This window comes from Paenibacillus xylaniclasticus (assembly GCF_004001065.1).
Classification (GTDB): Bacteria; Bacillota; Bacilli; order Paenibacillales; family Paenibacillaceae; genus Paenibacillus_T; species Paenibacillus_T xylaniclasticus.
The window spans coordinates 1-21,678 of record NZ_BIML01000034.1 but is presented as its reverse complement, the minus strand read 5'-3'; the positions used below and the strand labels follow the sequence as shown (position 1 = coordinate 21,678).

Here is a 21,678-nt window from a genome sequence, read left to right as displayed (position 1 = left end):
TTGCTGCTACGAGCGGAGGATGAGTCCTGCCGCGCCTACAACGCCTGCGTCGTTACCAAGAATGGCCGGGACGATCTCCACGTCCTCCGCAATAACCTCCGGCGTATATTTACGGAATTCTTGACGAATCTGTTCAAATAAGAACTCGCCGGCTTTAGACACACCGCCGCCGATAATAAATCGCTTCGGATTCAGTACGACAGCTACTGAAGCCATCGATTTGCCAAGATAGTACGCTGCGCGGTTCACGATACGGGATGCAACCTCGTCGCCCGCCTTCGCCGCATCGAACACTTCCTTCGCCAAAATCTGCTCTTCAAGGGACAACGAAGTACGATCACCGCGTTCTACCGCGTCTTTGGCCATCTTAATAATACCGGTCGCGGACGATACCGTCTCCAGGCAGCCCATTTTGCCGCAGCCGCACTGAATCGCTTCAAGATCCGGCACAATCTGCATATGTCCAAGCTCACCCGCCATGCCGCTCCAGCCTTCATATATTTTGCCGTTTATGATAATGCCTCCGCCTACACCTGTTCCAAGCGTGTAGCATACGCATTGATCTACGCCTTTGCCAGCGCCAGCCCATGCTTCGCCAAGCGCTGCTACGTTCGCATCATTATTAATCAGTACCTTCTTACCTAACTGCTGCTCCAGATAGGCTTTCAAATGGACGTCGCGCAGTCCAAGATTCGCGGAAAACTTGACGATGCCGTTCGGGATATCCAAGAAACCGGCAATACCGACGCCTACTCCTCCGACTTGCTCCCATTCGTAGGCCGATTGCTCTACGATCCGCTTAGCGTAATCCGCGATATTGCGAAGGATCGTCTCCGTTCCCTTGTCGACTTCAGTCGGTCCCTCATACGTATGGAGCAGATCGCCTACCGAGTTACAGATGCCTACTTTAATAGCCGTTCCCCCGATATCGACTCCAACGTATATTTGCTCAGACATCACTTGCCCACCTCGTTCACAAAGTTAAACATCTCTTTTACTCACTATAAGCGAATGCCCCTGATAGGTCAAGGCGATCCAAATTGGAACAAAAGAGCGCCATTCCAGCAAGGAAGCGCTTCCTTATTCACCTTCTCCACCATTCAGAACGTCTATTGAACCTGTCAAATCGCATGAATATATCATCTTCTATAAACCTAACCTCTCCACATTCCATAGCCTGCCGTCTTCTATATAAGGCCGATCATCCTAGTACAGCATACTAATATTACGGCTTCCCAGCAAAAAAGCTCCCGTCGAATGTCTGCTGGGCGCGCTCATATAGCGCATCCGGCCTGACATTCGAAGAGAGCCATATACTGTCGTTACAATGAGACGCTCCAATCCTGCGTTACGTGTCCCTCAAGAAACCTCTCGGCATCCAGAGCCGCCATGCAGCCGCTGCCCGCAGCCGTAATAGCTTGACGATACTTACTATCCTGCACGTCGCCGCAAGCGAATACACCTGGTACATTCGTCTCGGTCGATCCCGGCTTGACCTTAATGTATCCATGCTCGTCCGTTTCAATCTGTCCGCCTAGGAAGCCCGTATTCGGTGTATGTCCGATGGCAACGAATATACCGCTCGTCTCGAGCAATTCCTCTTCGCCTGTCTCGTTATTACGCACTTTCAGCGCTGTGACGCCCATTCCGTTCGCTACAACCTCAATCGGCGTCTTATTCAAGCTCCAACGAATTTTCTCGTTCTCGCGAGCGCGATCCTGCATAATCTTCGATGCACGAAGCTCAGCGCGCCGATGGACGAGCTCAACCTCCGTCGCAAAGCGAGTCAAGAAATTCGCTTCCTCCATTGCAGAATCACCACCGCCGACGACGATGATTTTCTTCCCGCGGAAGAAGAAGCCATCGCATGTCGCACACGTGCTTACGCCCCGTCCGACATTATCCTTCTCTCCCGGAATGCCGAGATACTTCGCCGATGCACCCGTCGAAATAATCAGCGTCTCGGCCACGAGCTCGCCATGTCCTTCAACCTGCAGCTTGAAAGGCCGCTCAGACACATCGACGCTTTTCACCCAGCCTGTACGAAATTCAGCGCCGAAACGCTCAGCTTGCTTACGCATATTAGCCATCAATTCCGGGCCCATAATACCCTCAGGAAAGCCTGGGAAGTTCTCTACATCCGTCGTCGTCGTCAATTGTCCACCCGGCTCCGGTCCTTCAATAACGAGCGGATTCAGATTAGCTCTCGCCAGATAGATCGCGGCCGTCAATCCAGACGGACCTGTTCCGATAATGATCGATTTATACATATTACCCCTCCTGGTCGGCTGCCGCTTCCGCTTATCGTCCGCTGCTTTCTGGCTGTATACAATCGTAGGTGTCACTAGCATTGGAACCATTCTTCATTTATAGGATACCCGCTCTCTCGCGGCATCAATCATTGCTGCCCTCTACCGGCTGCACTCGCAGCATTTCATTGGCAGAACGCATTTTATCTCGAATACCGCACACCTCATCAATGCGTCTGGCATGCTTGCTAACCGTCGCAGTGGACGTTCCGTATCGTCCCGCAACCTCTTCCAACGTAATGGACTGACTGTGCATCTTCGCCGTCCAATATTCGAGCGCCGCCGCCCATCCAGCCGCCTTGCCCAGCTTAGGCACATCTGGATAGATACGGGACAAAAATTCAATCCACAGGGTCAGTAGATCATGCTGCTGCACAAGATCGTAACGCGGACGCATTTGCATTAATGCCTCGTCGACCACATTCTGCCAGCTAGCTTCCCACACGGGAAGCCTCGTCGGTATTCGACTTGGTTCTACAACCGCTGCTTCGCCGCCGAATATCGCCGCAAATGGCTCTGTCTCACCCAATGAACGAAGCACAAGCAGCGCGATCCGCTTCAGATCATCATCTTCATCCGGTTCCCGCAAGAAAGCCTGCAGCGCTTCCCGAACCTCTTCGTCTCCAATAACAGCGAACGCTTGAATGACCTGCAGCTTCGTCGCGCGGTCACCATGGCGCAGTGCCCAGAAGAACGACGAACGAACAAGCGGGTCCCGCTTAAATTTCTCCGGAATGACTTCGCCGGGAAGTCGCTCCCACAGCTTCATCTGCTCTTCAAACGGAAGATGGTAGTGATAGCTGATCGGAGCAGGCTGTTGTCCGCTCGCTCTTATGCGCGCCAGGTAGTCAAGGTAATATGGTGCAACCTCTGTATCCGGATCTAACGTGCGGCACTGCTGCCACAGCCGCTCCGCATCGCTGTACCGCTTCGTCTGGCAAGCCGCTACCGCAGCATAATGGTATAGACTGGCGTCGCTCATGCCATCTGTGCGAATTAGGCGGACAAATTGGCGGTAGGCTCCCTCATGCTCACCAAGTATACCCAGCGTCGTCGCCAGCTTGAACGAATGCTCCTGATGGAACGGAAACGTCTTGCGCAGCTGCCCCAGCAGTCGAGCGAGACGTTCTCGTTCACCCATATGCTGATAGAAGATTGCAAGATTGCAGAGTGCATGAAGATTCCCTTCATCCAGCTCCAGCACCTTCAAAATTGTCTCCATCGCTTTATCGAACTGGCCCATATAATAATAGGCTAGCGCAAGATTGTTCCGGGCAGACGAGAAATCCGGATAACGATCAACGATGTCCTCCAGCAGCTTGACCGCTTGCGCGAACTTCCCTTCCTCAAGCAGAGCCCTGGCCCTATCATGCTCCCGCATACCTCCGAGCGATTTGACGTTCGCCTGCTTCGTCGGCCTCGCCAGCTCGAACGTCAGCAGATCCATCATCTCTTCCGCTTCTTCAATGTAATAGCCTTCCTCATCTTCCTCCAAGTAATGGACAAGAGAAGCTTCCGCCGCCTCGTACATCTCCATGTTGGCATAGTTATTCGCCATATAGAAATGGCACTCCGTCATCGATGGATCGAGCTCGTCCACAATCCACTTTAATATTTTGTTCGATTCTTCATAATTGCCAAGCTCCGACAATATCCCCGCCATATTGCAATGGTTCACTGGATTATCCGGCTCAAACTGTGCGGCTCGCCGAAAATTTTTCAGTGCCTTGTCGTAATGATAGCGATCCAACGAACGAACGGCCCGCTCGAAGAAGTATGTCGCGTCCCATTGAATGGGAATAATCTTGGCAGGCTTGCCCGAAACCGCTCGCTCCTTCTTAGTCATTGTGCAAGGCACCTCCCGTTATCATCTTATGTTGTCACGATTATATCACAGCGCCGCTCAACGTTACAGGTTGGAAAAAGCGGAAATCGCGGGCGCATGACGCGTCCCGCGATTTCGACGTGGGGCCGGACTAAACGCCGGCGTTCTTAAAGAGCGTACTGATCGATCCGCCCTCAATGATGATCCGCGTGGCATCAGCCAGCATTGGAGCAACTGAAAGAATCGTGAAGCGCGCCGGACGGATATCCGGAAGCACGATCGAGTCTGTAACGACAACTTCTTTAATATTCGGGTGATCCAAACGCTGCAGGGCGTTGCCTGAGAACAAAGGATGCGTTGCGCAGACGTAAACATCCTCGGCTCCGCGTTCCTTCAATCCTTCAACAACGTTGATAATCGTACTGCCGGTATCGATCAAATCTTCAATAATGATTGGCGTCTTGCCTTCGACATCACCGATAACATGCGTAATGACCGATTCATTGTGTGCAGGGCGCTTCTTGATCATCATTGCAAAAGGACAATCCAAGTAGTTGGCCAGCATTTCAGCCGTCGATGCACGGCCTGCATCCGGTGACACAACGATCGGATTCTTAATGTCCTTCTTCTTCAGATAATCGCTGATCGTATCAAGCGCCGTCAAATGGTCAACCGGAATGTTGAAGAAGCCTTGAATTGCCGGTGCGTGGAGGTCGATCGTTACCACGCGGTTTGCGCCAACGGTTGTCAAAATATCTGCCACCATCTTCGCCGAGATCGGCTCACGTGGCGCAGCCTTCCGTTCTTGGCGAGCATAACCGTAGTGCGGCATAATGACGTTGATCGTCCGAGCGGAGGCCCGCTTCGCTGCATCGATCATAATCAATAGTTCAACGAAATGATCATTGATCGGATGCGAGAGGGATTGCACAAGGAATACATCGCAGTTCCGAATCCCTTCTTCGTAGTTGACATAGATCTCGCCGCCTTTGAACCGGGAAAGCTTGATGGCGCCGAGCTGAAGCCCTAGCTCCTCTGCAATCTTCTCGGCTAATTTCGGGTTAGACGAACCCGAAAAAATGCGCAACTTGTCGCTTAACATGATACCCTCCTGAGCGTTTGAACCACATAGTTTTACTTTAGACTGCCTGTTCGACAGTATTCATTATACATCGATTATCGAATATTTCAAAAATCAATCATCGTTCTTATTCGGCGCTCAAACGTCGCCAACTGCGTAAAACCTGCATCTTTCAATTGTTCCCGTGCTTGTTCCAAGTATTGAGCCAGTCTATCAGGCTGATGCGCGTCCGAGCCGAGCGTAATAGGAATACCAAGCTGCTGAGCGTAACGCAGCATTCTCGGCCCTGGGAACATCTCCTTGCAGTCATGCCGAAGCCCGGAGGCGTTCAGCTCGATCGCAATCCCAGCGTCGTGAACCGCTTCCAGCGCAGCGTTCTCCAGATGCGTCACATCTGCGTCCGGCTTGAAGCCAAAACGCTTGATGACATCAATGTGGCCAATGTAATCATAAAATCCACTCTTAGCCGCCTTAATGACCGCATCGTAGTATTGCTCGTATACTGCCATCGGATCTTTGCCTTCCCAGCCGTGCGTCTGCCGGAAATCCGTTATATCCCACGTTCCGAGAAAATGAACCGACCCGATGACGTAATCCCACGGATAGGCTTGAATAATCGCTTCGATCTTCTCCTCGGAGCCTTCGATATAATCGCCCTCCAAGCCGACGCGGACATCAATCTGCCCCTTGTACTTCTCCTTCAGCGCGAGCGCTTCCTCTACATAGCGCGGCAGCTCATCCATCGGCATCGCCATCTCTGGATAATAGGTCGCCGGATCGACGTGCAGCAGCGGCATATGGTCCGATACGCCGATCTGGGACAGGCCAATTGCGATGCCCTGCTGAATATATTCCTCCAGCCTGCCTACGGCATGGCCGCAGCGCTCATGGTGTGTATGGTAATCAATTAGCATTGGCTTGTTACCTCCGGCTTTTTCGCATCCTGCCACTCGTATCGTACGGACAAGCTGTCCTTAACGATTCATTTTATTCGTGGTCGGCTGGTTATGACGCTTCCCAAGCTCCGCCATCACTTCATCAAGTGAAAGGCCGCGTTCGCGCAGCAGCACCATCAAGTGGAACAGCAGGTCGCTCGTCTCGCTCCGCAGCTCGTCGTTGTCGAGATTCTTCGCCGCAATAATGACTTCTACCGACTCTTCGCCGAATTTTTTTAATATTTTATCGAGACCCTTCTCGAACAAATACGTCGTATACGCGCCTTCCGGACGTTCAGCATAGCGCTTCGCTACGATTGCTTCCAGCTCGTTTAACATACGGAAGCGATCCCCGCCTTCTGACTCAGCAGGCGCCTTCTCTTCAATGATCGGATTAAAAAAGCACGAGTACCGGCCGGTATGGCAAGCTGCACCATTCTGATCGACTCGTACGAGCAGCGCATCGGCATCACAATCGTAGTGGATCGAACGGATCTGCTGCGTATGTCCGCTTGTCGCTCCCTTATGCCACAGATCGCTGCGCGAGCGGCTCCAGAACCAGGTCTCCCCGCTTTCGATCGACAGTTTCAGCGACTCTGCGTTCATATAAGCAAACATAACGACTTCCTTGCTGACCGCATCCTGCACGATAGCACCGACTAAGCCATCCTTATCCCATTTGATCCGCTGCTTCAGCTCCTCGAACGGTATAGACGGCGTCTTCACATTGTCGCTCATCGTACTTCTACCCCTTTGCGTTTCAGATCATCCTTCACTTCTTGAATCGTCATTTCTTTGTAGTGGAAAATAGTCGCCGCAAGACCGGCATCAGCTTTGCCTTCTGTGAACACGTCGTAGAAGTGACCTACCTGACCCGCGCCGCCGGAGGCGATAACCGGAATGCTCACAAGCTCCGATACAGCCCGCGTCAGCTTCAGATCGAAGCCGTCCTTCGTGCCGTCAGCGTCCATGCTCGTCAGCAGCAGCTCGCCCGCTCCGCGACGCTCCGCTTCGCGCGCCCATTCGAGCGCCCGAATACCCGTGCCATTACGGCCGCCATGCGTAAAGATTTCCCACTCGCCCCATTCCGGATTGAACTTCGCGTCGATCGCGACGACGATACATTGCGAACCGAATTTGCGAGCTCCGTCGGAGATCAGCTGCGGATTACGGATCGCCGCCGTATTGATGCCAATCTTGTCCGCGCCTGCACGGAGAAGCCTTTTCATGTCATCGACGTGCGAGATGCCGCCTCCAACTGTGAATGGGATCGTGATTTCGCCTGCCGTACGTTTAACGACCTCAACCATCGTCGCCCGTCCTTCGACCGAAGCCGAGATGTCGAGAAATACGAGCTCATCCGCACCTTCGCGGTCATATGTTGCTGCCAGCTCGACGGGATCACCGGCATCGCGCAGGTTTACGAAGTTTACGCCTTTAACGACGCGGCCGTCTTTGACGTCGAGACATGGAATAATCCTTTTGGCCAACATGCCGATCTCTCCCTCCTTAATAGGATTCATATTGAATGCTGCTAATAAGCAGCTTACCGTTTCGTCAGTCCGAGAAAGCCTTCAAGCAGCTTCATGCCAAGCTCGCCGCTTTTCTCTGGATGGAACTGCATGCCGAATACGTTACCGCGTCCAACGATCGCCGTGACCGGTTGGAAGTAATCGACGGTTGCCAGCAGATCGCTCGCAAGCTTCGGCTTTACATGATAGGAGTGAACGAAGTAGACGTGCCCTTCCTCCAGCCCTTCGAACAGCGGAGAAGATTGACGGAACGACAGTTTATTCCAGCCCATGTGCGGCACTTTGTAGTCCCCTTGGAATCGGACGACGCTGCCAGGCAGCAAGTCGAGACCGGTATGCATGCCGTACTCCTCGCTTTCGCTGAACAGCAGTTGCATGCCGAGGCAAATGCCAAGAATCGGCTTACCTGAAGCCGCGTACTGCTTCGTCACAGCATCAAGGCCGGTAGAGCGTAAATTGTCCATCGCATCGCCGAATGCGCCGACACCTGGCAGTATCGCAGCATCTGCTGCAAGAATCTCCGAGGCGTCGCTCGTTACGATGCACTCGTACCCGAGTCGTTCGACCGCTTTGCTAACACTGTGCAAATTGCCCATGCCATAATCGATAATCGCGATCATCAGATTTACAGCACTCCTTTCGTCGAAGGCACTCCTTGTACGCGTGGATCGATGCTCGTCGCTTCGTCAAGAGCGCGTCCGAGCGCTTTGAAGACTGCCTCAATCATATGATGAGTGTTCTGGCCGTAGTGTACGATAACATGAAGCGTCATACGTGCTTCGAGCGCAAGCTTCCACAGAAACTCGTGCACGAGCTCCGTCGAGAAGCTGCCGACCTGTTGAGATGGATATTCCGCACGATATTCAAAGTGCGGACGGTTACTCAGATCGATGACGACTTGCGCAAGCGCCTCGTCCATCGGCACGAACACGCTGGCATAACGTTTAATGCCGCGTTTGTCGCCCAGAGCGGTCGCAATCGTCTGACCGAGGCAGATACCGATATCCTCGACGGTATGGTGATCATCAATGTCGACGTCGCCGCGCGCCTCGACCGTCAGATCGAATTGACCATGCTTCGCGAACAGGTCAAGCATATGGTTCAGAAACGGTACATCCGTGTCGATGCTTACTTTGCCTGTACCGTCGACGCCGAATGCCAGCTTAATGTCGGTTTCATTCGTCTTGCGCGCCACTTCAGCAGCGCGTACTGCATTTTGCACATTGTCCGCCATGAATAGCCCTCTTTTCTTGATCGATGATCTATATACTTCATGCTCTTGCATCACTTTCTGTGTCACACCAGCGCGCCGGCCGCCTGCCAAGCTCGTACATCATACGTCGACGCAATGACACCACGGCTTGTCGCTAGACCGAAAGCACGCCGCTTATTGGCCGCCTTCCTTCTCAAGGCGTACTTCGATAGCGCGGGCATGGCCCTCAAGGCCCTCGTGGCGCGCGAGCGTCATAATTTTATCGCCATTAGCCAGCAAAGCTTCTTTGCTGTAGTAGATTAAGCTCGACTTCTTCAAGAAGTCGTCTACATTGACAGGCGAGGAGAACCGAGCCGTTCCGTTCGTCGGCAGAATGTGGTTCGGACCTGCAAAATAATCGCCAACCGGCTCAGAGCTGTACGGCCCGAGGAAAATAGCTCCCGCATTCTCAATACGCGCAAGCAATGCCATCGGATCGGCCGTCAACACCTCAAGATGCTCCGGCGCCATCCGGTTAATAATATCAATGCCTTCCTCCAGCGAGTCGACAACAAGCACGGCGCCGTAGCTGTCAATCGAGCGGCGCGCGATAGCCTCACGCGGCAGCAGCGCAAGCTGGCGCTCTACCTCGGCAGCGACCGCCTCAGCGAGCTGCTGTGAAGGCGTTACGAGCACTGCAGACGCCATCTCGTCGTGCTCTGCCTGCGACAGCAGATCTGCCGCAACATAGGAGGCATCTGCCGTGTCGTCAGCAAGCACCGCAATCTCGCTCGGTCCGGCAATGCTGTCGATATCGACGACGCCGAACACCGCGCGCTTCGCTAGCGCGACATAAATATTACCCGGGCCCGTAATTTTATCGACTGGGGCAATCGTCTCTGTACCATATGCCAGCGCTGCTACCGCTTGAGCTCCGCCTACTCGGTACATTTCCTTCACGCCCGCCTCAGCCGCCGCAACAAGAATATAAGGATTAATGCCTTCCTCGCCGCCGGTTGCCGGTGGCGTCACCATAACGATCTCTGGAACACCGGCTACCTGAGCCGGAATCACATTCATAAGCACCGACGACGGATAAGCCGCCTTGCCGCCCGGCACATAGACGCCGACACGCTTGAGCGGACGAAGCACCTGTCCAAGCAGCGTACCATCCGGCTGCATGTCAATCCACGAGGAGCGCATCTGCTTCTCATGGAACTTGCGGACGTTCGCCGCCGCCTCCCGAATCGCAACCAAGAACTTGCCATCAACTTGGCTGTACGCCGCTTGAATTTCCTCCTCCGTCACGCGCAAAGACGCAGCATCAAGCTTCACACGATCGAACTGCTCTGTATACCGAAGCAGCGCCGCATCCCCTTCGGCCCGGACCGCTTCCACGATGGTACGGGCCGCTTCATTTTGCTCTGGCGTGCCGTATTCGACCTGTCGGTCCAGCTTAAATTGCTCTGCTCGCATAATACGCATAGCTTCCATCCCCCTTACTCTCTTGCCCGGCTTCCGGCACCCGGCCTTGCCCGTGCAGTCTATATCCGTTATGCCTTCGTAACGCTCGTTCACGTATCAAGCCTGCTGTTGTTCGTTTCATCCGTTCAGCCATTCATTCGCAAAATTATACAATTATTCTGCTACACACGCTCGTCGTCCTGCTATCCGAGCGCTGTAACGGCAAGTGCCGCTCTCGCGGCCAGCTCTTACGCTCGCGCCGCGAGCGTAGCTTGAAGCCGATCGCACAGCTTCTGAATCTGATCGTTCTTCATTCGGTAACTGACCCGATTCGCGATCAGCCGGCTCGTAATTCCGAAGATCGGCACCATCTCGACGAGCCCGTTCTCCTTCAGCGTCTGGCCGGTTTCGACCATATCGACAATCCGGTCCGCAAGGCCGATCAGCGGTGCCAGCTCGATCGAGCCGTTCAGCTTAATGACTTCCACCTGCTGACCAAGCTCGCGGAAATATTGGGAAGCTACATTCGGATATTTCGTCGCAACGCGCGGGTTAATGACCGGCTTCCAATCCGGCAGTCCGATAACGGACATGCGACACTTGGCAATCCCGAGATCGAGCAGCTCGTAGACGTCTTTATTTTCCTCCATCAGTACGTCCTTGCCTACGATCCCGATATCCGCTACCCCATATTCAACGTAAGTCGGTACGTCGACCGGCTTCGCCATTATAAACTCCATATGCGCTTCCGGCACTTCAATTATCAGCTTGCGTGTATCGTCGAAATCGGCAGGGATCGGCAGTCCCGCTTCACGGAACAGCTTCGACGCCTGCTTATATATGCGCCCCTTGGGCATTGCTACCTTCAAAATCTCCTGCTGTCCGCTCACTTCGCTTGCTCCCCTTTCGATCGTTCTGCACCAACGAATACGGCAACGTCCGCAACTCCTTCTCGGCGAGCCTTAAAAGTATCGGCATCACCCGCTTCGATGCGCTCTGTCACAACGACAACACCTTGAGTCCGCATACGCTGCGCTTCTGCTAACGCCGCTTCACGGCCTGCCGCATCATAGCCAATGCATACGCGCTTAGGCTGTTCATCTTCTTCGCCGTCCAGCAGCTCCAGCACCCGAGTCGTCTTAATCGCAAAGCCGGTAGCCGGCGCCGGGCGGCCGAACTGCGTTAATAGATTGTCATAGCGTCCGCCGCTTACAACCGGAAATCCAAGATCCGCAGCATAACCCTCGAACGTCATCCCCGTATAATAAGAGAAATCACCAATCATCGTCAGGTCAATCAGCACGTGATCGCATACGCCATACGCCTTCAGTACATCCCATATCTCACACAAATGACGGATTGCCGACTTCGCTGTCGCATCCCCGCTCAGCTCCATCGCCTGATCGCAAATTTCCTGTCCGCCCCGCAGACGGAGGATACCTTCCAGCTCACGTTGAACAGGCTCCGCCAACGACAAGCTGCGAATTCGTTCCCGATAGCCGACATAGTCGCGACCAAGCAAACATGATTTGAGCGCTTCCTGTGCATCCAGCTGACCTGGCAGCGCCTCCTCGAACAGACCGTTCAAGAAGCCGACATGTCCGATCGCAATTTTGAACCGTTCTACCCCAGCAGCCTTGAGGGAGGCGATCGCCAGAGCGACAACCTCTGCGTCCGCTTCTGCGGAAGGGTCGCCGACAAGCTCCACGCCAGTCTGATAAAACTCAGCATCACGTCCCGCTTCTTCTTCAATCGCACGGAATACATTGGCATGATAAGACAGTCGCAGAGGGAATGGCGCCTCCTTCAACAGAGACGAGACGACGCGAGCAATCGGCGCTGTCATATCAGAACGAAGCACGAGCGTCGTCCCGCGGTTGTTCAACAGCTTGAACAGCTTCTGATCCGACGTCGAGCTTGCCACCCCAACCGTATCGTAAAATTCCATCGTCGGCGTCACGATCTGCTCATAGCCCCAACGACTCATACAATCAAGCACCTGCCGCTCCACCTTACGCAGCTTCGCTACCGCATGTGGCAAATAATCTTTAACCCCGATCGGCTTCTCGAACACCTTCGGTTTCGACATACGATCACACCTCTTATCTATTGTTCACGGCGCCACCGTAAGTAACTCCGCGAGTTTTATTGTATTGAAGTATAATTCTTTAACGCGTTAAAGCGATACCATGTTACCATACTACCAAAAGAAAGACTAGTCGTAAGTTTACCATGTGTAAACGATATCAGTCAAGGGATGCACAACCTGCTCCAAGCCCCTTTATTGGCGGAGGAAATCCGTCCATTAGCAGCGGCCTCCAGCTGCTGTCATCATCAAAAAAGCCAGCCTGCTAAGGCTGACCATTTGACCATATCCTGTAACTTCGCGCAGGATATTATCCTGACTGGCTCACACCACTGCCGCCACTCATTGTATTGCCCGCCAATCCGGCAGCGGGCTTTCGGAATTTCGCCGGTACTTGACCGAACACGAGCCATGACCAGCCAGTAATACGAAATGCAACGAGCAGGACGAGCAGCGATCCAACTAGTGCCGTTATGAAGCAGCCTGCCACCCAGGCAACATATAAATAAGGCATACCCGGCTGTGGGATGAGCTCTCGGTACGCTAGAAGAAATAACGGGTGAATCAAATAGATCCCGAACGACAGACCGCCAAGATCGTTCATTCGATTTTCCAGCCATCGGCTCTTCAGACTTCGAATCCAACCGCTAATTAACAGCAAGATCGGTATCGTCAGCAGCGTATACGCCTCATAACCGAACTCGAATGCTTCGGATGGATAGGTATGATCACCTGTCCGATACCGATGCCATATGGTTACGAGAACGACTGCAGAAGCGGTCCACAGCAGCCACATCATCGTCCGCCATACGGGCATACGATGGTTAATCCACTTGTCCATCTTCTCATAATTAAATGCAGCATATACGCCGAGCAGGAACGGACCAGCGTACGTCAGCGCCACGCTGCCCTTCGACGGAACGTGCAGCCAATACCGATTCGCATAATAAAATGCAACCTGTATCGCAATGCCCACAGCCACCAGCCAGAAGCCGCGGTTACGGACCTTGCGGAGTGCAACGAGAAGCAGAGGAAAAACTACATACAATTGAACCGTAATCACAATATAGTATAAGTGCGTATAAGCTTTACCGGTTAATAAGTAATGCCAATAATCATTCATAATGGCAAGCGGATCTAAGTCACCACCTGCACGAATGGTATACAACTGTTTAATGCCTAAATACATTAATGAGATTAACGCATATGGCACGAGTATGTATAGCAATCTCTTGCGGTAAAAAGTGCCGAGTGACTGCCATCCCAGCTTCTGATCGCTGTAATTGTACATTAGAACGAATCCCGTCAAAAATATGAAAGCCGGTACACAGAACTGGGCCAGCACATTAAACGTATTATATAATCCGAACCAAGAGGACTCGTTCAATGCCACAACGGCCGATGAAGTGGAGTGAACAGTCAGCACTCCCAGCATCGCAATTCCCCGCAAGACGTTTAATTCTTGAACAACAGGTTTCCGGGTAGACAAGTTGATGAACCTTCCTTCGATCGCTATAGAATAGATTTACAGGTCCTATTACGGCTTCCGTAACAGCTGCATCGGATTGCCGCCTACGAACGCGCCGGCTGGAACATCCTTATGGACGACCGCCCCCGCCGCTACAACGGCACCGTCACCGATCGTTACGCCCGGTAATATCGTCGTATTGGCGCCGACAAGCACGTTATTGCCAATCTTGACTGGACCAATGCGGTATTCGCCGATCAAATATTCATGTGTCAATATGGTCGTATTATAGCCGATAATGCTGTTGTCGCCAATCTCTATTCTCTCTGGAAAAAACACGTCTACCATCACCATCAAGGCGAACGCCGTCTCCCGCCCGACTTTCATGCCGAGCACCTTCCGGTATATGGCATTTTTAAGCGGAAGGGAAGGACAATACCGAGCCAATTGTATGGCGATGAAATTACGTACCGCCTTGAACCGGCTGACTGTATGATACACCTGCCACAGAGCGTTCGGCCCCTCCATCTTATACCGCTCTACATTCCGACTCATCAATCGCTCTCTCCTGTTCCTGTCAGACGAATTGGTACAAATCCCGCATATCCGAAATGACGTATTGCGCGCCCGCATTCCGAAGCATCTGTTCGCCTTTAAGCGACCATGAGACGCCGACGGATATAACGCCCGCCGCATTGGCAGATTCAATGTCAACGGCGCTGTCTCCGACCATCATTGTCGTCTCCGGATCCGCTCCCAGCAGTTCCAGCGCTCGCAGCACCGGCTCCGGATGCGGCTTCGCATGCTGCACATCTTCGATCGAGACCATACAGCTGATGTAATCTTTCAACCCGGTAAACGTCAAGCCGCGCTCCGTCGTCATCCGAATTTTCGTCGTTACGACACCCAGTTGAATCCCTTTCTGATACAGCGCCGCGAGCACCTCATGGACGTATGGGAACAATCGAACATACTGATCATGTATCTTCCAATTATACTCGCGATATTTCGCATGCAGATGAGCCACATCCTCTAATCCGGAAAAATGCTGCAGCTGCTTAATGAGCGGCTGGCCCATTAACGGAATAATGTGCTCGGGCCCAAAGCCTGGCTCGACATATCCATCCAACGCATGAAGAAAAGATTGAATAATAAGCTCATTCGTATCCAAAATGGTGCCATCAAGATCGAACAGCATCGTCTTTATTTGCGGCTGAGTCCGTGACATGCTTGTATTGGGTTGACTATTGTTCATCGCGTTCAATATTTTCTCCTTCCCTCCGCGCCAGCGAAAGCAGCTCCCCCAGCCGCCTCTAAGGGCAGACCGGCGGAGCCGACAGTTTACAATTCATATACTACGATTTGATTAGCCATTCGCCATATCCGTCGGGCCATCCGTTTGCTTAACCAGCTTCTGCGGTTTCGTCGACACGATCGGATCAGCATAACGAACCCAGTATGAGCCGGATAGACGACGTGTAGCGACAACAACAACCGCTATGAACAGTACAATTACGCTGACCAATTGCGAGATACGGATGTTACCTTCAATCGGAGGCAAATAACCGGCCGTGAAGCCCATAGCGATCATTGGCGACCAAAGCGCATCCATGAAGCTAGCAATCCAATCTGCCCCGCTGAAGGCGAGGCTGTCCGTCCGCAGTCCTTCGATGAAGAAGCGACCAATAGCATACCAGACAAAGTATGCAGCCAGTTGTTCACCTGCGAGCAAAAACTTCTGACGACGAATGACGAACAAAATAATAATACCGACCAAGTTCCACAACGACTCATAGAGAAACGTAGGATGGTGGAATACACCTTCAACGTTCATCTGATTCACAATCCAGCCCGGTAAATGCAGCGTATCCCGAAGGAACGACTCTTCAACAGGTCCGCCGTATGCTTCCTGATTGACGAAATTGCCCCACCGGCCAATTAATTGACCTGCAATCAACGAAGGAGCACAAATATCGGCTATGCGCAAAAAGCTATATCCTTTATTTCGGGCGTAAATAATGCCGCATACGAACGCCCCGATAAGTGCTCCATAGATCGCAATACCGCCTTCCCATACGGCGAAGATTGACATCGGGTCATTCTTGTACTCATTCCATTTGAAGGCAACGTAATACAACCTCGCGACAATGACAGCAGATGGTACGCCGAACAACAGCAGGTCCATAAAGAAGTCCGGCGTTAGTCCGAACCGCCTGCCTTCTTGGATTGCCAGCAATAAGCCGACAAGCGCCGCTAGGCCGAGAATGATGCCGTACCAATGAACCCTAATAAACCCAAGATCCAATGCTATCGGATTAAGCAGAAGCGTGTGCACGTCCAACATAGTAGCGTCGATTCTCCTTTACAGTTGTTTCCTTTAGAGATTTATGCTTGCTTGACTGCAGCGATTTGTTCACCGTGCATTGTCTTATTCGTAATCGTCCATATCGTCAGCAATCGTCTCTGTCAGCTTGTTCGTGAATTGAACGGCAGCGTTATAGCCCATCCGTTTCAAGCGGTAGTTCATCGCCGCTACCTCGATAATAACCGCCAAGTTGCGTCCCGGCCTTACCGGAACGGTAACGAGCGTAACATCCGTGTCGATTATACGCGTAGTCTCTTCATCCAGCCCAAGCCGATCGTACTGCTTCTCTGGCTGCCAGTTCTCCAGCTTAATGACAAGACCAATCCGCTTCGTGTTACGCACCGCTCCGGCGCCGAACAGCGTCATCGCGTTAATAATGCCCAATCCGCGAATCTCGAGCAGGTGGCGGATCAGCTCCGGCGCCGAGCCATGCAACTGTCCATCCGACGTCTGACGAATCTCTACAGCATCGTCAGCGACGAGCCGGTGACCACGTTTAACGAGCTCAAGCGCCGTCTCGCTCTTACCGATACCGCTGCCGCCTGTAATCAGCATTCCAATCCCATAGACGTCGACGAGTACGCCATGGATCGTCGCAGTCGGCGCAAGCTTCCGCTCTAGGAAGTTCGTCACCCGGCTTTGCAAAATCGTCGTTGCAAGTCCGCTGCGCAGCAGCGGGATGTTAGCCGCCTTCGCTTGTTCGAGCAGCTCGCTTGGCGCCTCCATGCCCCTCGTAATAATAATACACGGAGATTCCTCGTTACACAGCCGCCCTAACCGCTCCGTACGCTCTTCTGCGCTTAACGTCTGCAGGAATGTCAGCTCCGTCTTGCCGAGAATTTGAACGCGCTCGCGCGGATGATAATGAAAATATCCAGCCATCTCCAGCCCCGGCCGGTACAGATCATCTGTCGTAATCGTACGGCGAAGTCCGTCTTCGCCGGTCAATATTTCGAGCTGGAACGTTTGCACCAGTTCCGCCACTTTTACCTTCTTGGCCATCCTAAAGCTGCCCCCTCGCCGTTTTTCCATTGTCTTCATCGTAAATGAAAAAGGAGCCAAACGCAACGTTAGGCCCTCTTCTTTTGAGCAATATGTGAATTATCCCATTTATCAACATTTCTTCACGTAATGCACCCGTATTCGTAAAAAGAACAGTCCCTAAGCATCAGCATCGGGACTGTTCTGTAAGAAACGAGAATTAGTTCTCAAGAATGTTCAGTTCAGACTCTTTATCGAACAGGTGAACTTTGTTCATGTCGAGTGCGAGCTTCACTGTTGCACCGCTCATGACACCAGCGCGGCCATCGATACGAGCGATAACAGTTTGCGAACCGAGACCGTTGAGGTGAAGGTACATCTCGTGACCAAGGTTCTCTGCAACTTCAACGTGTGCCGTAACGATCGTGTCAGGGGATGCTTCCAGGAATACTGGCTCCTCATGCAGATCCTCCGGACGAACGCCGAGAATAACTTCTTTGTTCACGTAGCCTTTCTCACGGAGCAGCTTAGCTTTGCCTTCTGGAACAGCTACATCAACACCGTTCGTTTTAAAGCGCAGCGTACCGCCTTGCTCAGCAAGCGTACCACCGATGAAGTTCATTGCTGGTGCACCCATGAAGCCTGCTACGAACAGGTTCTTCGGATGGTTGTACAGTACTTCTGGCGTATCCGTTTGTTGAATGACGCCGTCTTTCATAACGACGATACGGTCACCCATCGTCATTGCTTCGATTTGGTCATGTGTTACGTAGATCGTCGTCGTCTCAAGACGTTTCGTCAGTTTGCTGATTTCCGCGCGCATTTGGCCACGGAGCTTAGCATCCAAGTTGGAGAGTGGTTCGTCCATCAAGAATACTTGCGGCTCACGTACGATTGCGCGGCCGAGAGCAACACGTTGACGTTGACCGCCGGACAGTGCCTTCGGCTTACGGTCGAGCAGGTGCTCAATATCGAGAATTTTAGCGGCTTCACGAACGCGTTTGTCGATGTCCGCTTTTTTGAATTTGCGCAGTTTCAGACCGAACGCCATGTTCTGATACACGTTCATGTGCGGATACAGGGCGTAGGATTGGAATACCATCGCGATGTCGCGATCTTTAGGAGCTACATCGTTAACCAGACGGTCGCCGATGAACAACTTGCCTTCGGAAATTTCTTCAAGGCCGGCAATCATCCGAAGTGTCGTCGATTTACCGCAACCCGATGGGCCAACGAGTACGAGAAATTCTTTGTCCTTGATGTCGAGATTGATATCTTTAACGGATGCGTTATCGGAACCCGGATACTTTTTGTACACATGCTCTAAGCGTACGCCTGCCATGAGTCATTTCCCCCTAAATCTAAAATGATTTCGTTATGAACCTATCTTAACCTAGGAGAGTCGATATGACTATGCACATTCCCTACAAAAAAATTAAGTCCTTTTCGTGAATTTGTACAATAGTAAAATAATCTTCATCAGAACAGCGTCCCGGAACACTCTAACATCAAGTCCAGTCTCCTGCTTTAATTTGTCCAATCGGTATAGGAGCGTATTACGGTGAATGAAAAGTTTCTTGGCTGTTTCGCTTACATTGCAGTCCAAAGCAAAGAAAGTGTCTAGCGTATATAAGGTCTCCGTCTCCATGAACACGTCAGATCTTCCGAGCGCTTGCTCGACATACCGCTGTCTAATCGCTTCAGGAATACTTGCAAGCAAACGCTCCAAATGCATGTTCCATGGCAGATGAATGCTTGTTCCCAATTCAAATATCCGTCCGAGCTCAATCGTTTCACGGAGCAGCGTCACCGTCTGTACAACTGACTTCACCGGCTTCATTGGCCGCCCTACAGCAAGATGACATTCGCCAATCCATTCGCTTGCCAGCATCTCCTGCAGCCCTGAACCGATGGAAGCAAGACTTTCCTCCAGCGTCTCTGATTGCTCGTCCTTCTCATCTAATGTATCTCGGACAAGAACTACAGGAGCAAGCACTAGCCATTCCTGCCCTTTTAATGGGATAACGATAACATCCTCGTTAAGGAATGAATCGAGCAGTCTCTGCAGATCGCCGAATGCTGACGGCTCCGCTGTCTGCTCCGTCTCTAGAAGAAAGGGGATCATCTCGGTATAGAGCCGCCCGTCCTGCGAAAGGCTGTCTGGCATAGGCTCTGAACCGCCTGAACCCAATTGCTTCATGATCCATTCTCCAATAGCCCGTGCGTTCCGCTCCGCTTCCGTTCCTCCGTCCACCTCTGCGTGACTATCGGCATGCTGTCGCGAATATCGCGATATGGCCCAAGAAATCAACGCTTTCTCCGTATCGTTCAGATTGCCTCGTCCGACCTTTAAGAGCTTCACCGTTTCATTGTCCAACGCGACAACTATAGTTAGGCTATCTGTCTGATCCTCGACAACCGCTCCTGCCGCAAGTCCCGCCCATTCAGGTTGATCCGAAACGGGGATCTCCTCCATCCGAACCGGACAGTTCAAAATGTGCTGCAGCTGTTCCCAATCTGACATGCTCATCTTCTATCTCCTATCCTGTTCACCAAGCCTCTTAAATACTCTGCTTTTGAAATGACATATTTTTGTCATTGTATCATACTATGAGGATGCTTTCAGCTTACATTCGCCATTAATCTCCCGTCACTACTAATAGTAAGATTGACAGCAAACAAAATACAGCTGCAATTAAATATAAGAACGAGACGGTTTGAATTTGGTTCAGTCCCCATCTCATCAACACATGGTGAGAATGCAGCTTGTCCGCCTGATGCAGCCCTTTGCCGGTCAGCATCCTTCTCAGCATGACGATGATGGTATCTATAATCGGCACACCTAGGGCAAGCAGCGGCACAATCATCGTTAAGAATGTAGCGCTTTTAAATGCACCGTCGACGGCTATCACAGCAAGCGAGTAGCCGATAAATGTCGCCCCTGCATCACCCATAAATATACGCGCGGGATGGAAGTTAAAGGCTAAGAAGCCGATACATGCCCCGCCAAGAATAATCGCCAGCAGCGCCGTATCCGGCTGTCCTTTAATTAATGCGGTCACGAACAGTGTAAAGGAGGAAAGCGTCGAAATCCCCGAGGCGAGACCATCTACTCCATCAATAAAATTGATCATATTAATCAATGCAAACACCCATAATATCGTACTTCCCCATGACAGCCAATGCGGAAAAATGACCATTCCCCCTGAACCGAGATTAGAGATACCCACAATCCGAATACCAAATAACAACGGCATAGCAGCAACGCCTAAGTATACAATGACACGCGGAGCTACAGGAAAGTCTTGCCCCCGGGACTTCGCATAATCATCTACTAATCCAATCGCAACAAGAACCAAGCCTCCTGCAGTGATAGCCAAGCTTAGCCGCGTCGTGCCGACAAACAGTAACAGCGGGAAGATCGTGGCCAAATAGATCGCAGCGCCTCCCATAAGCGGGATTGGCTGATGATGAATTTTCCGGTTGTTAGGCCGGTCCACGAACCCTGTTTTCATTGCAACCGCTCGAAAGATCGGAACAAGGATGAACATGAAGGCGAAGCTAATGAGCGATGCTGCCAAGTAAGACATTTGTAGCACTCCTTTATCATTGCGTAGCTCATATGAGATCGTCTTCATTGTTCCCTGTATTTTCCGTTTTCACTCGAATAAAGTCGATTATTATTTGACAATTTATTGTTTATAAATACGAAAAAACCGCAGACAAATGCCTGCGGTGATTATTCGTTAAGTGGTGAGCCATGTAGGACTCGAACCTACGACACCCTGATTAAAAGTCAGGTGCTCTACCAACTGAGCTAATGGCTCTTGATGAGAAAATGGTGGAGGATGATGGATTCGAACCACCGAACTCGTCAGAGAACAGATTTACAGTCTGCTGCGTTTGGCCACTTCGCTAATCCTCCATGTTGAACCTTCCGCGCCATAGCTTCAGGAATCATATGGTGGCTCGGGACGGAATCGAACCGCCGACACGAGGATTTTCAGTCCTCTGCTCTACCAACTGAGCTACCGAGCCATATGTTTAATTTTCTCTTCAAAAAAAATGGCGGAGCCGACGGGATTCGAACCCGCGGTCTCCTGCGTGACAGGCAGGCATGTTAGGCCTCTACACCACGGCTCCGCGTTTGTAAATATGGTGGAGGCTGACGGGATCGAACCGCCGACCCTCTGCTTGTAAGGCAGATGCTCTCCCAGCTGAGCTAAGCCTCCATATAGGTGTGGTAGCGGCGAAGGGACTCGAACCCCCGACCCTCCGGGTATGAACCGAATGCTCTAGCCAGCTGAGCTACACCGCCACACATGTCCATTTTGTGGATTGGACAACCATCAGGTTTACAGCGCCGCCAAGCGCTGCGTGTAAGTCTTACGATATAACGCACTTGTCGTTCTACCGTCTGGTGATTACACCCTGAAAACC

At 52.0% G+C, this 21,678-nt stretch carries 20 protein-coding genes and 6 tRNA genes; all 26 read right to left on the bottom strand.

Annotation, left to right across the window (positions count from 1 at the left end):
- Window positions 1-6 precede the first annotated feature (6 nt).
- Window positions 7-957: an ROK family glucokinase gene (locus tag PXY01_RS19735; protein WP_127572469.1), complete on the bottom strand. Its 951-nt coding sequence runs from the start codon at window positions 955-957 to the stop codon at window positions 7-9.
- 365 nt (window positions 958-1,322) lie between these two features.
- Entirely contained in the window at window positions 1,323-2,270 is a 948-nt protein-coding gene (gene trxB, locus PXY01_RS19730; RefSeq protein WP_127572468.1) for a thioredoxin-disulfide reductase, read from the bottom strand.
- Window positions 2,271-2,394: 124 nt separating this feature from the next.
- Window positions 2,395-4,155 (bottom strand): tetratricopeptide repeat protein, encoded by a 1,761-nt coding sequence (locus PXY01_RS19725; protein WP_127572466.1) that lies wholly within the window; start codon window positions 4,153-4,155, stop codon window positions 2,395-2,397.
- 130 nt (window positions 4,156-4,285) lie between these two features.
- Complete coding sequence (locus PXY01_RS19720) at window positions 4,286-5,236, bottom strand: ribose-phosphate diphosphokinase (protein ID WP_127572464.1); 951 nt, start codon at window positions 5,234-5,236, stop codon at window positions 4,286-4,288.
- Between the two features lie 86 nt (window positions 5,237-5,322).
- Window positions 5,323-6,129: a histidinol-phosphatase HisJ gene (gene hisJ / locus PXY01_RS19715; RefSeq protein WP_127572462.1), complete on the bottom strand. Its 807-nt coding sequence runs from the start codon at window positions 6,127-6,129 to the stop codon at window positions 5,323-5,325.
- A 60-nt stretch (window positions 6,130-6,189) separates the two neighbouring features.
- Window positions 6,190-6,888: a bifunctional phosphoribosyl-AMP cyclohydrolase/phosphoribosyl-ATP diphosphatase HisIE gene (hisIE, locus tag PXY01_RS19710; protein WP_127572460.1), complete on the bottom strand. Its 699-nt coding sequence runs from the start codon at window positions 6,886-6,888 to the stop codon at window positions 6,190-6,192.
- Complete coding sequence (gene hisF / locus PXY01_RS19705; RefSeq protein WP_127572458.1) at window positions 6,885-7,643, bottom strand: imidazole glycerol phosphate synthase subunit HisF; 759 nt, start codon at window positions 7,641-7,643, stop codon at window positions 6,885-6,887. The genes hisIE and hisF overlap by 4 nt, the downstream gene beginning before the upstream one ends.
- A gap of 53 nt (window positions 7,644-7,696) precedes the next feature.
- The gene (gene hisH / locus PXY01_RS19700) at window positions 7,697-8,302 is read right to left on the bottom strand and encodes an imidazole glycerol phosphate synthase subunit HisH (protein WP_127572456.1); all 606 of its coding nucleotides are present in this window, start codon (window positions 8,300-8,302) and stop codon (window positions 7,697-7,699) included.
- 5 nt (window positions 8,303-8,307) lie between these two features.
- Window positions 8,308-8,916 (bottom strand): imidazoleglycerol-phosphate dehydratase HisB, encoded by a 609-nt coding sequence (hisB, locus tag PXY01_RS19695; protein ID WP_127572454.1) that lies wholly within the window; start codon window positions 8,914-8,916, stop codon window positions 8,308-8,310.
- 153 nt (window positions 8,917-9,069) lie between these two features.
- Window positions 9,070-10,359: a histidinol dehydrogenase gene (gene hisD / locus PXY01_RS19690; RefSeq protein ID WP_127572508.1), complete on the bottom strand. Its 1,290-nt coding sequence runs from the start codon at window positions 10,357-10,359 to the stop codon at window positions 9,070-9,072.
- Window positions 10,360-10,586: 227 nt separating this feature from the next.
- Window positions 10,587-11,195 (bottom strand): ATP phosphoribosyltransferase, encoded by a 609-nt coding sequence (gene hisG / locus PXY01_RS19685; protein WP_218028236.1) that lies wholly within the window; start codon window positions 11,193-11,195, stop codon window positions 10,587-10,589.
- A 29-nt stretch (window positions 11,196-11,224) separates the two neighbouring features.
- Window positions 11,225-12,427 (bottom strand): ATP phosphoribosyltransferase regulatory subunit, encoded by a 1,203-nt coding sequence (locus PXY01_RS19680; protein ID WP_127572450.1) that lies wholly within the window; start codon window positions 12,425-12,427, stop codon window positions 11,225-11,227.
- A gap of 307 nt (window positions 12,428-12,734) precedes the next feature.
- A complete protein-coding gene (locus PXY01_RS19675; RefSeq protein ID WP_127572448.1) occupies window positions 12,735-13,913 on the bottom strand; it encodes an acyltransferase in 1,179 nt (392 codons plus the stop codon).
- Window positions 13,914-13,961: 48 nt separating this feature from the next.
- Complete coding sequence (locus tag PXY01_RS19670; RefSeq protein ID WP_127572447.1) at window positions 13,962-14,447, bottom strand: acyltransferase; 486 nt, start codon at window positions 14,445-14,447, stop codon at window positions 13,962-13,964.
- A gap of 22 nt (window positions 14,448-14,469) precedes the next feature.
- Window positions 14,470-15,147: a pyrophosphatase PpaX gene (ppaX, locus tag PXY01_RS19665; RefSeq protein ID WP_246028018.1), complete on the bottom strand. Its 678-nt coding sequence runs from the start codon at window positions 15,145-15,147 to the stop codon at window positions 14,470-14,472.
- A 111-nt stretch (window positions 15,148-15,258) separates the two neighbouring features.
- Complete coding sequence (gene lgt / locus PXY01_RS19660) at window positions 15,259-16,233, bottom strand: prolipoprotein diacylglyceryl transferase (RefSeq protein ID WP_127572504.1); 975 nt, start codon at window positions 16,231-16,233, stop codon at window positions 15,259-15,261.
- Between the two features lie 87 nt (window positions 16,234-16,320).
- A complete protein-coding gene (hprK, locus tag PXY01_RS19655; RefSeq protein WP_127572445.1) occupies window positions 16,321-17,259 on the bottom strand; it encodes an HPr(Ser) kinase/phosphatase in 939 nt (312 codons plus the stop codon).
- Between the two features lie 199 nt (window positions 17,260-17,458).
- Complete coding sequence (locus tag PXY01_RS19650) at window positions 17,459-18,580, bottom strand: ABC transporter ATP-binding protein (protein ID WP_127572443.1); 1,122 nt, start codon at window positions 18,578-18,580, stop codon at window positions 17,459-17,461.
- Window positions 18,581-18,673: 93 nt separating this feature from the next.
- Complete coding sequence (locus tag PXY01_RS19645) at window positions 18,674-19,768, bottom strand: PucR family transcriptional regulator (RefSeq protein ID WP_246028017.1); 1,095 nt, start codon at window positions 19,766-19,768, stop codon at window positions 18,674-18,676.
- Window positions 19,769-19,877: 109 nt separating this feature from the next.
- Complete coding sequence (locus PXY01_RS19640) at window positions 19,878-20,828, bottom strand: MraY family glycosyltransferase (protein WP_127572441.1); 951 nt, start codon at window positions 20,826-20,828, stop codon at window positions 19,878-19,880.
- A gap of 161 nt (window positions 20,829-20,989) precedes the next feature.
- Window positions 20,990-21,065, bottom strand: a tRNA-Lys gene (locus PXY01_RS19635).
- A 12-nt stretch (window positions 21,066-21,077) separates the two neighbouring features.
- A tRNA-Tyr gene (locus PXY01_RS19630) sits at window positions 21,078-21,163 on the bottom strand.
- 37 nt (window positions 21,164-21,200) lie between these two features.
- Window positions 21,201-21,276: transfer RNA gene (locus tag PXY01_RS19625), tRNA-Phe, on the bottom strand.
- Window positions 21,277-21,304: 28 nt separating this feature from the next.
- A tRNA-Asp gene (locus PXY01_RS19620) sits at window positions 21,305-21,381 on the bottom strand.
- 13 nt (window positions 21,382-21,394) lie between these two features.
- Window positions 21,395-21,470: transfer RNA gene (locus PXY01_RS19615), tRNA-Val, on the bottom strand.
- Between the two features lie 9 nt (window positions 21,471-21,479).
- Window positions 21,480-21,556 (bottom strand) — tRNA-Met (locus PXY01_RS19610).
- Window positions 21,557-21,678: the final 122 nt, after the last annotated feature.

Excerpts from the sequence above, each read along its gene's own strand:
- hisIE (WP_127572460.1), bottom strand. The coding sequence starts at position 6,888 with ATGAGCGACAATGTGAAGACGCCGTCTATACCGTTCGAGGAGCTGAAG.
- hisB (WP_127572454.1), bottom strand. The coding sequence starts at position 8,916 with ATGGCGGACAATGTGCAAAATGCAGTACGCGCTGCTGAAGTGGCGCGC.
- PXY01_RS19640 (WP_127572441.1), bottom strand. The coding sequence starts at position 20,828 with ATGTCTTACTTGGCAGCATCGCTCATTAGCTTCGCCTTCATGTTCATC.
- hprK (WP_127572445.1), bottom strand. The coding sequence starts at position 17,259 with ATGGCCAAGAAGGTAAAAGTGGCGGAACTGGTGCAAACGTTCCAGCTC.
- hisG (WP_218028236.1), bottom strand. The coding sequence starts at position 11,195 with ATGCCCAAGGGGCGCATATATAAGCAGGCGTCGAAGCTGTTCCGTGAA.
- ppaX (WP_246028018.1), bottom strand. The coding sequence starts at position 15,147 with ATGAACAATAGTCAACCCAATACAAGCATGTCACGGACTCAGCCGCAA.
- hisD (WP_127572508.1), bottom strand. The coding sequence starts at position 10,359 with ATGCGTATTATGCGAGCAGAGCAATTTAAGCTGGACCGACAGGTCGAA.
- PXY01_RS19720 (WP_127572464.1), bottom strand. The coding sequence starts at position 5,236 with ATGTTAAGCGACAAGTTGCGCATTTTTTCGGGTTCGTCTAACCCGAAA.
- PXY01_RS19650 (WP_127572443.1), bottom strand. The coding sequence starts at position 18,580 with ATGGCAGGCGTACGCTTAGAGCATGTGTACAAAAAGTATCCGGGTTCC.
- PXY01_RS19735 (WP_127572469.1), bottom strand. The coding sequence starts at position 957 with ATGTCTGAGCAAATATACGTTGGAGTCGATATCGGGGGAACGGCTATT.
- PXY01_RS19645 (WP_246028017.1), bottom strand. The coding sequence starts at position 19,768 with ATGAGCATGTCAGATTGGGAACAGCTGCAGCACATTTTGAACTGTCCG.
- hisF (WP_127572458.1), bottom strand. The coding sequence starts at position 7,643 with ATGTTGGCCAAAAGGATTATTCCATGTCTCGACGTCAAAGACGGCCGC.
- hisJ (WP_127572462.1), bottom strand. The coding sequence starts at position 6,129 with ATGCTAATTGATTACCATACACACCATGAGCGCTGCGGCCATGCCGTA.
- PXY01_RS19725 (WP_127572466.1), bottom strand. The coding sequence starts at position 4,155 with ATGACTAAGAAGGAGCGAGCGGTTTCGGGCAAGCCTGCCAAGATTATT.
- hisH (WP_127572456.1), bottom strand. The coding sequence starts at position 8,302 with ATGATCGCGATTATCGATTATGGCATGGGCAATTTGCACAGTGTTAGC.
- trxB (WP_127572468.1), bottom strand. The coding sequence starts at position 2,270 with ATGTATAAATCGATCATTATCGGAACAGGTCCGTCTGGATTGACGGCC.
- PXY01_RS19680 (WP_127572450.1), bottom strand. The coding sequence starts at position 12,427 with ATGTCGAAACCGAAGGTGTTCGAGAAGCCGATCGGGGTTAAAGATTAT.
- PXY01_RS19670 (WP_127572447.1), bottom strand. The coding sequence starts at position 14,447 with ATGAGTCGGAATGTAGAGCGGTATAAGATGGAGGGGCCGAACGCTCTG.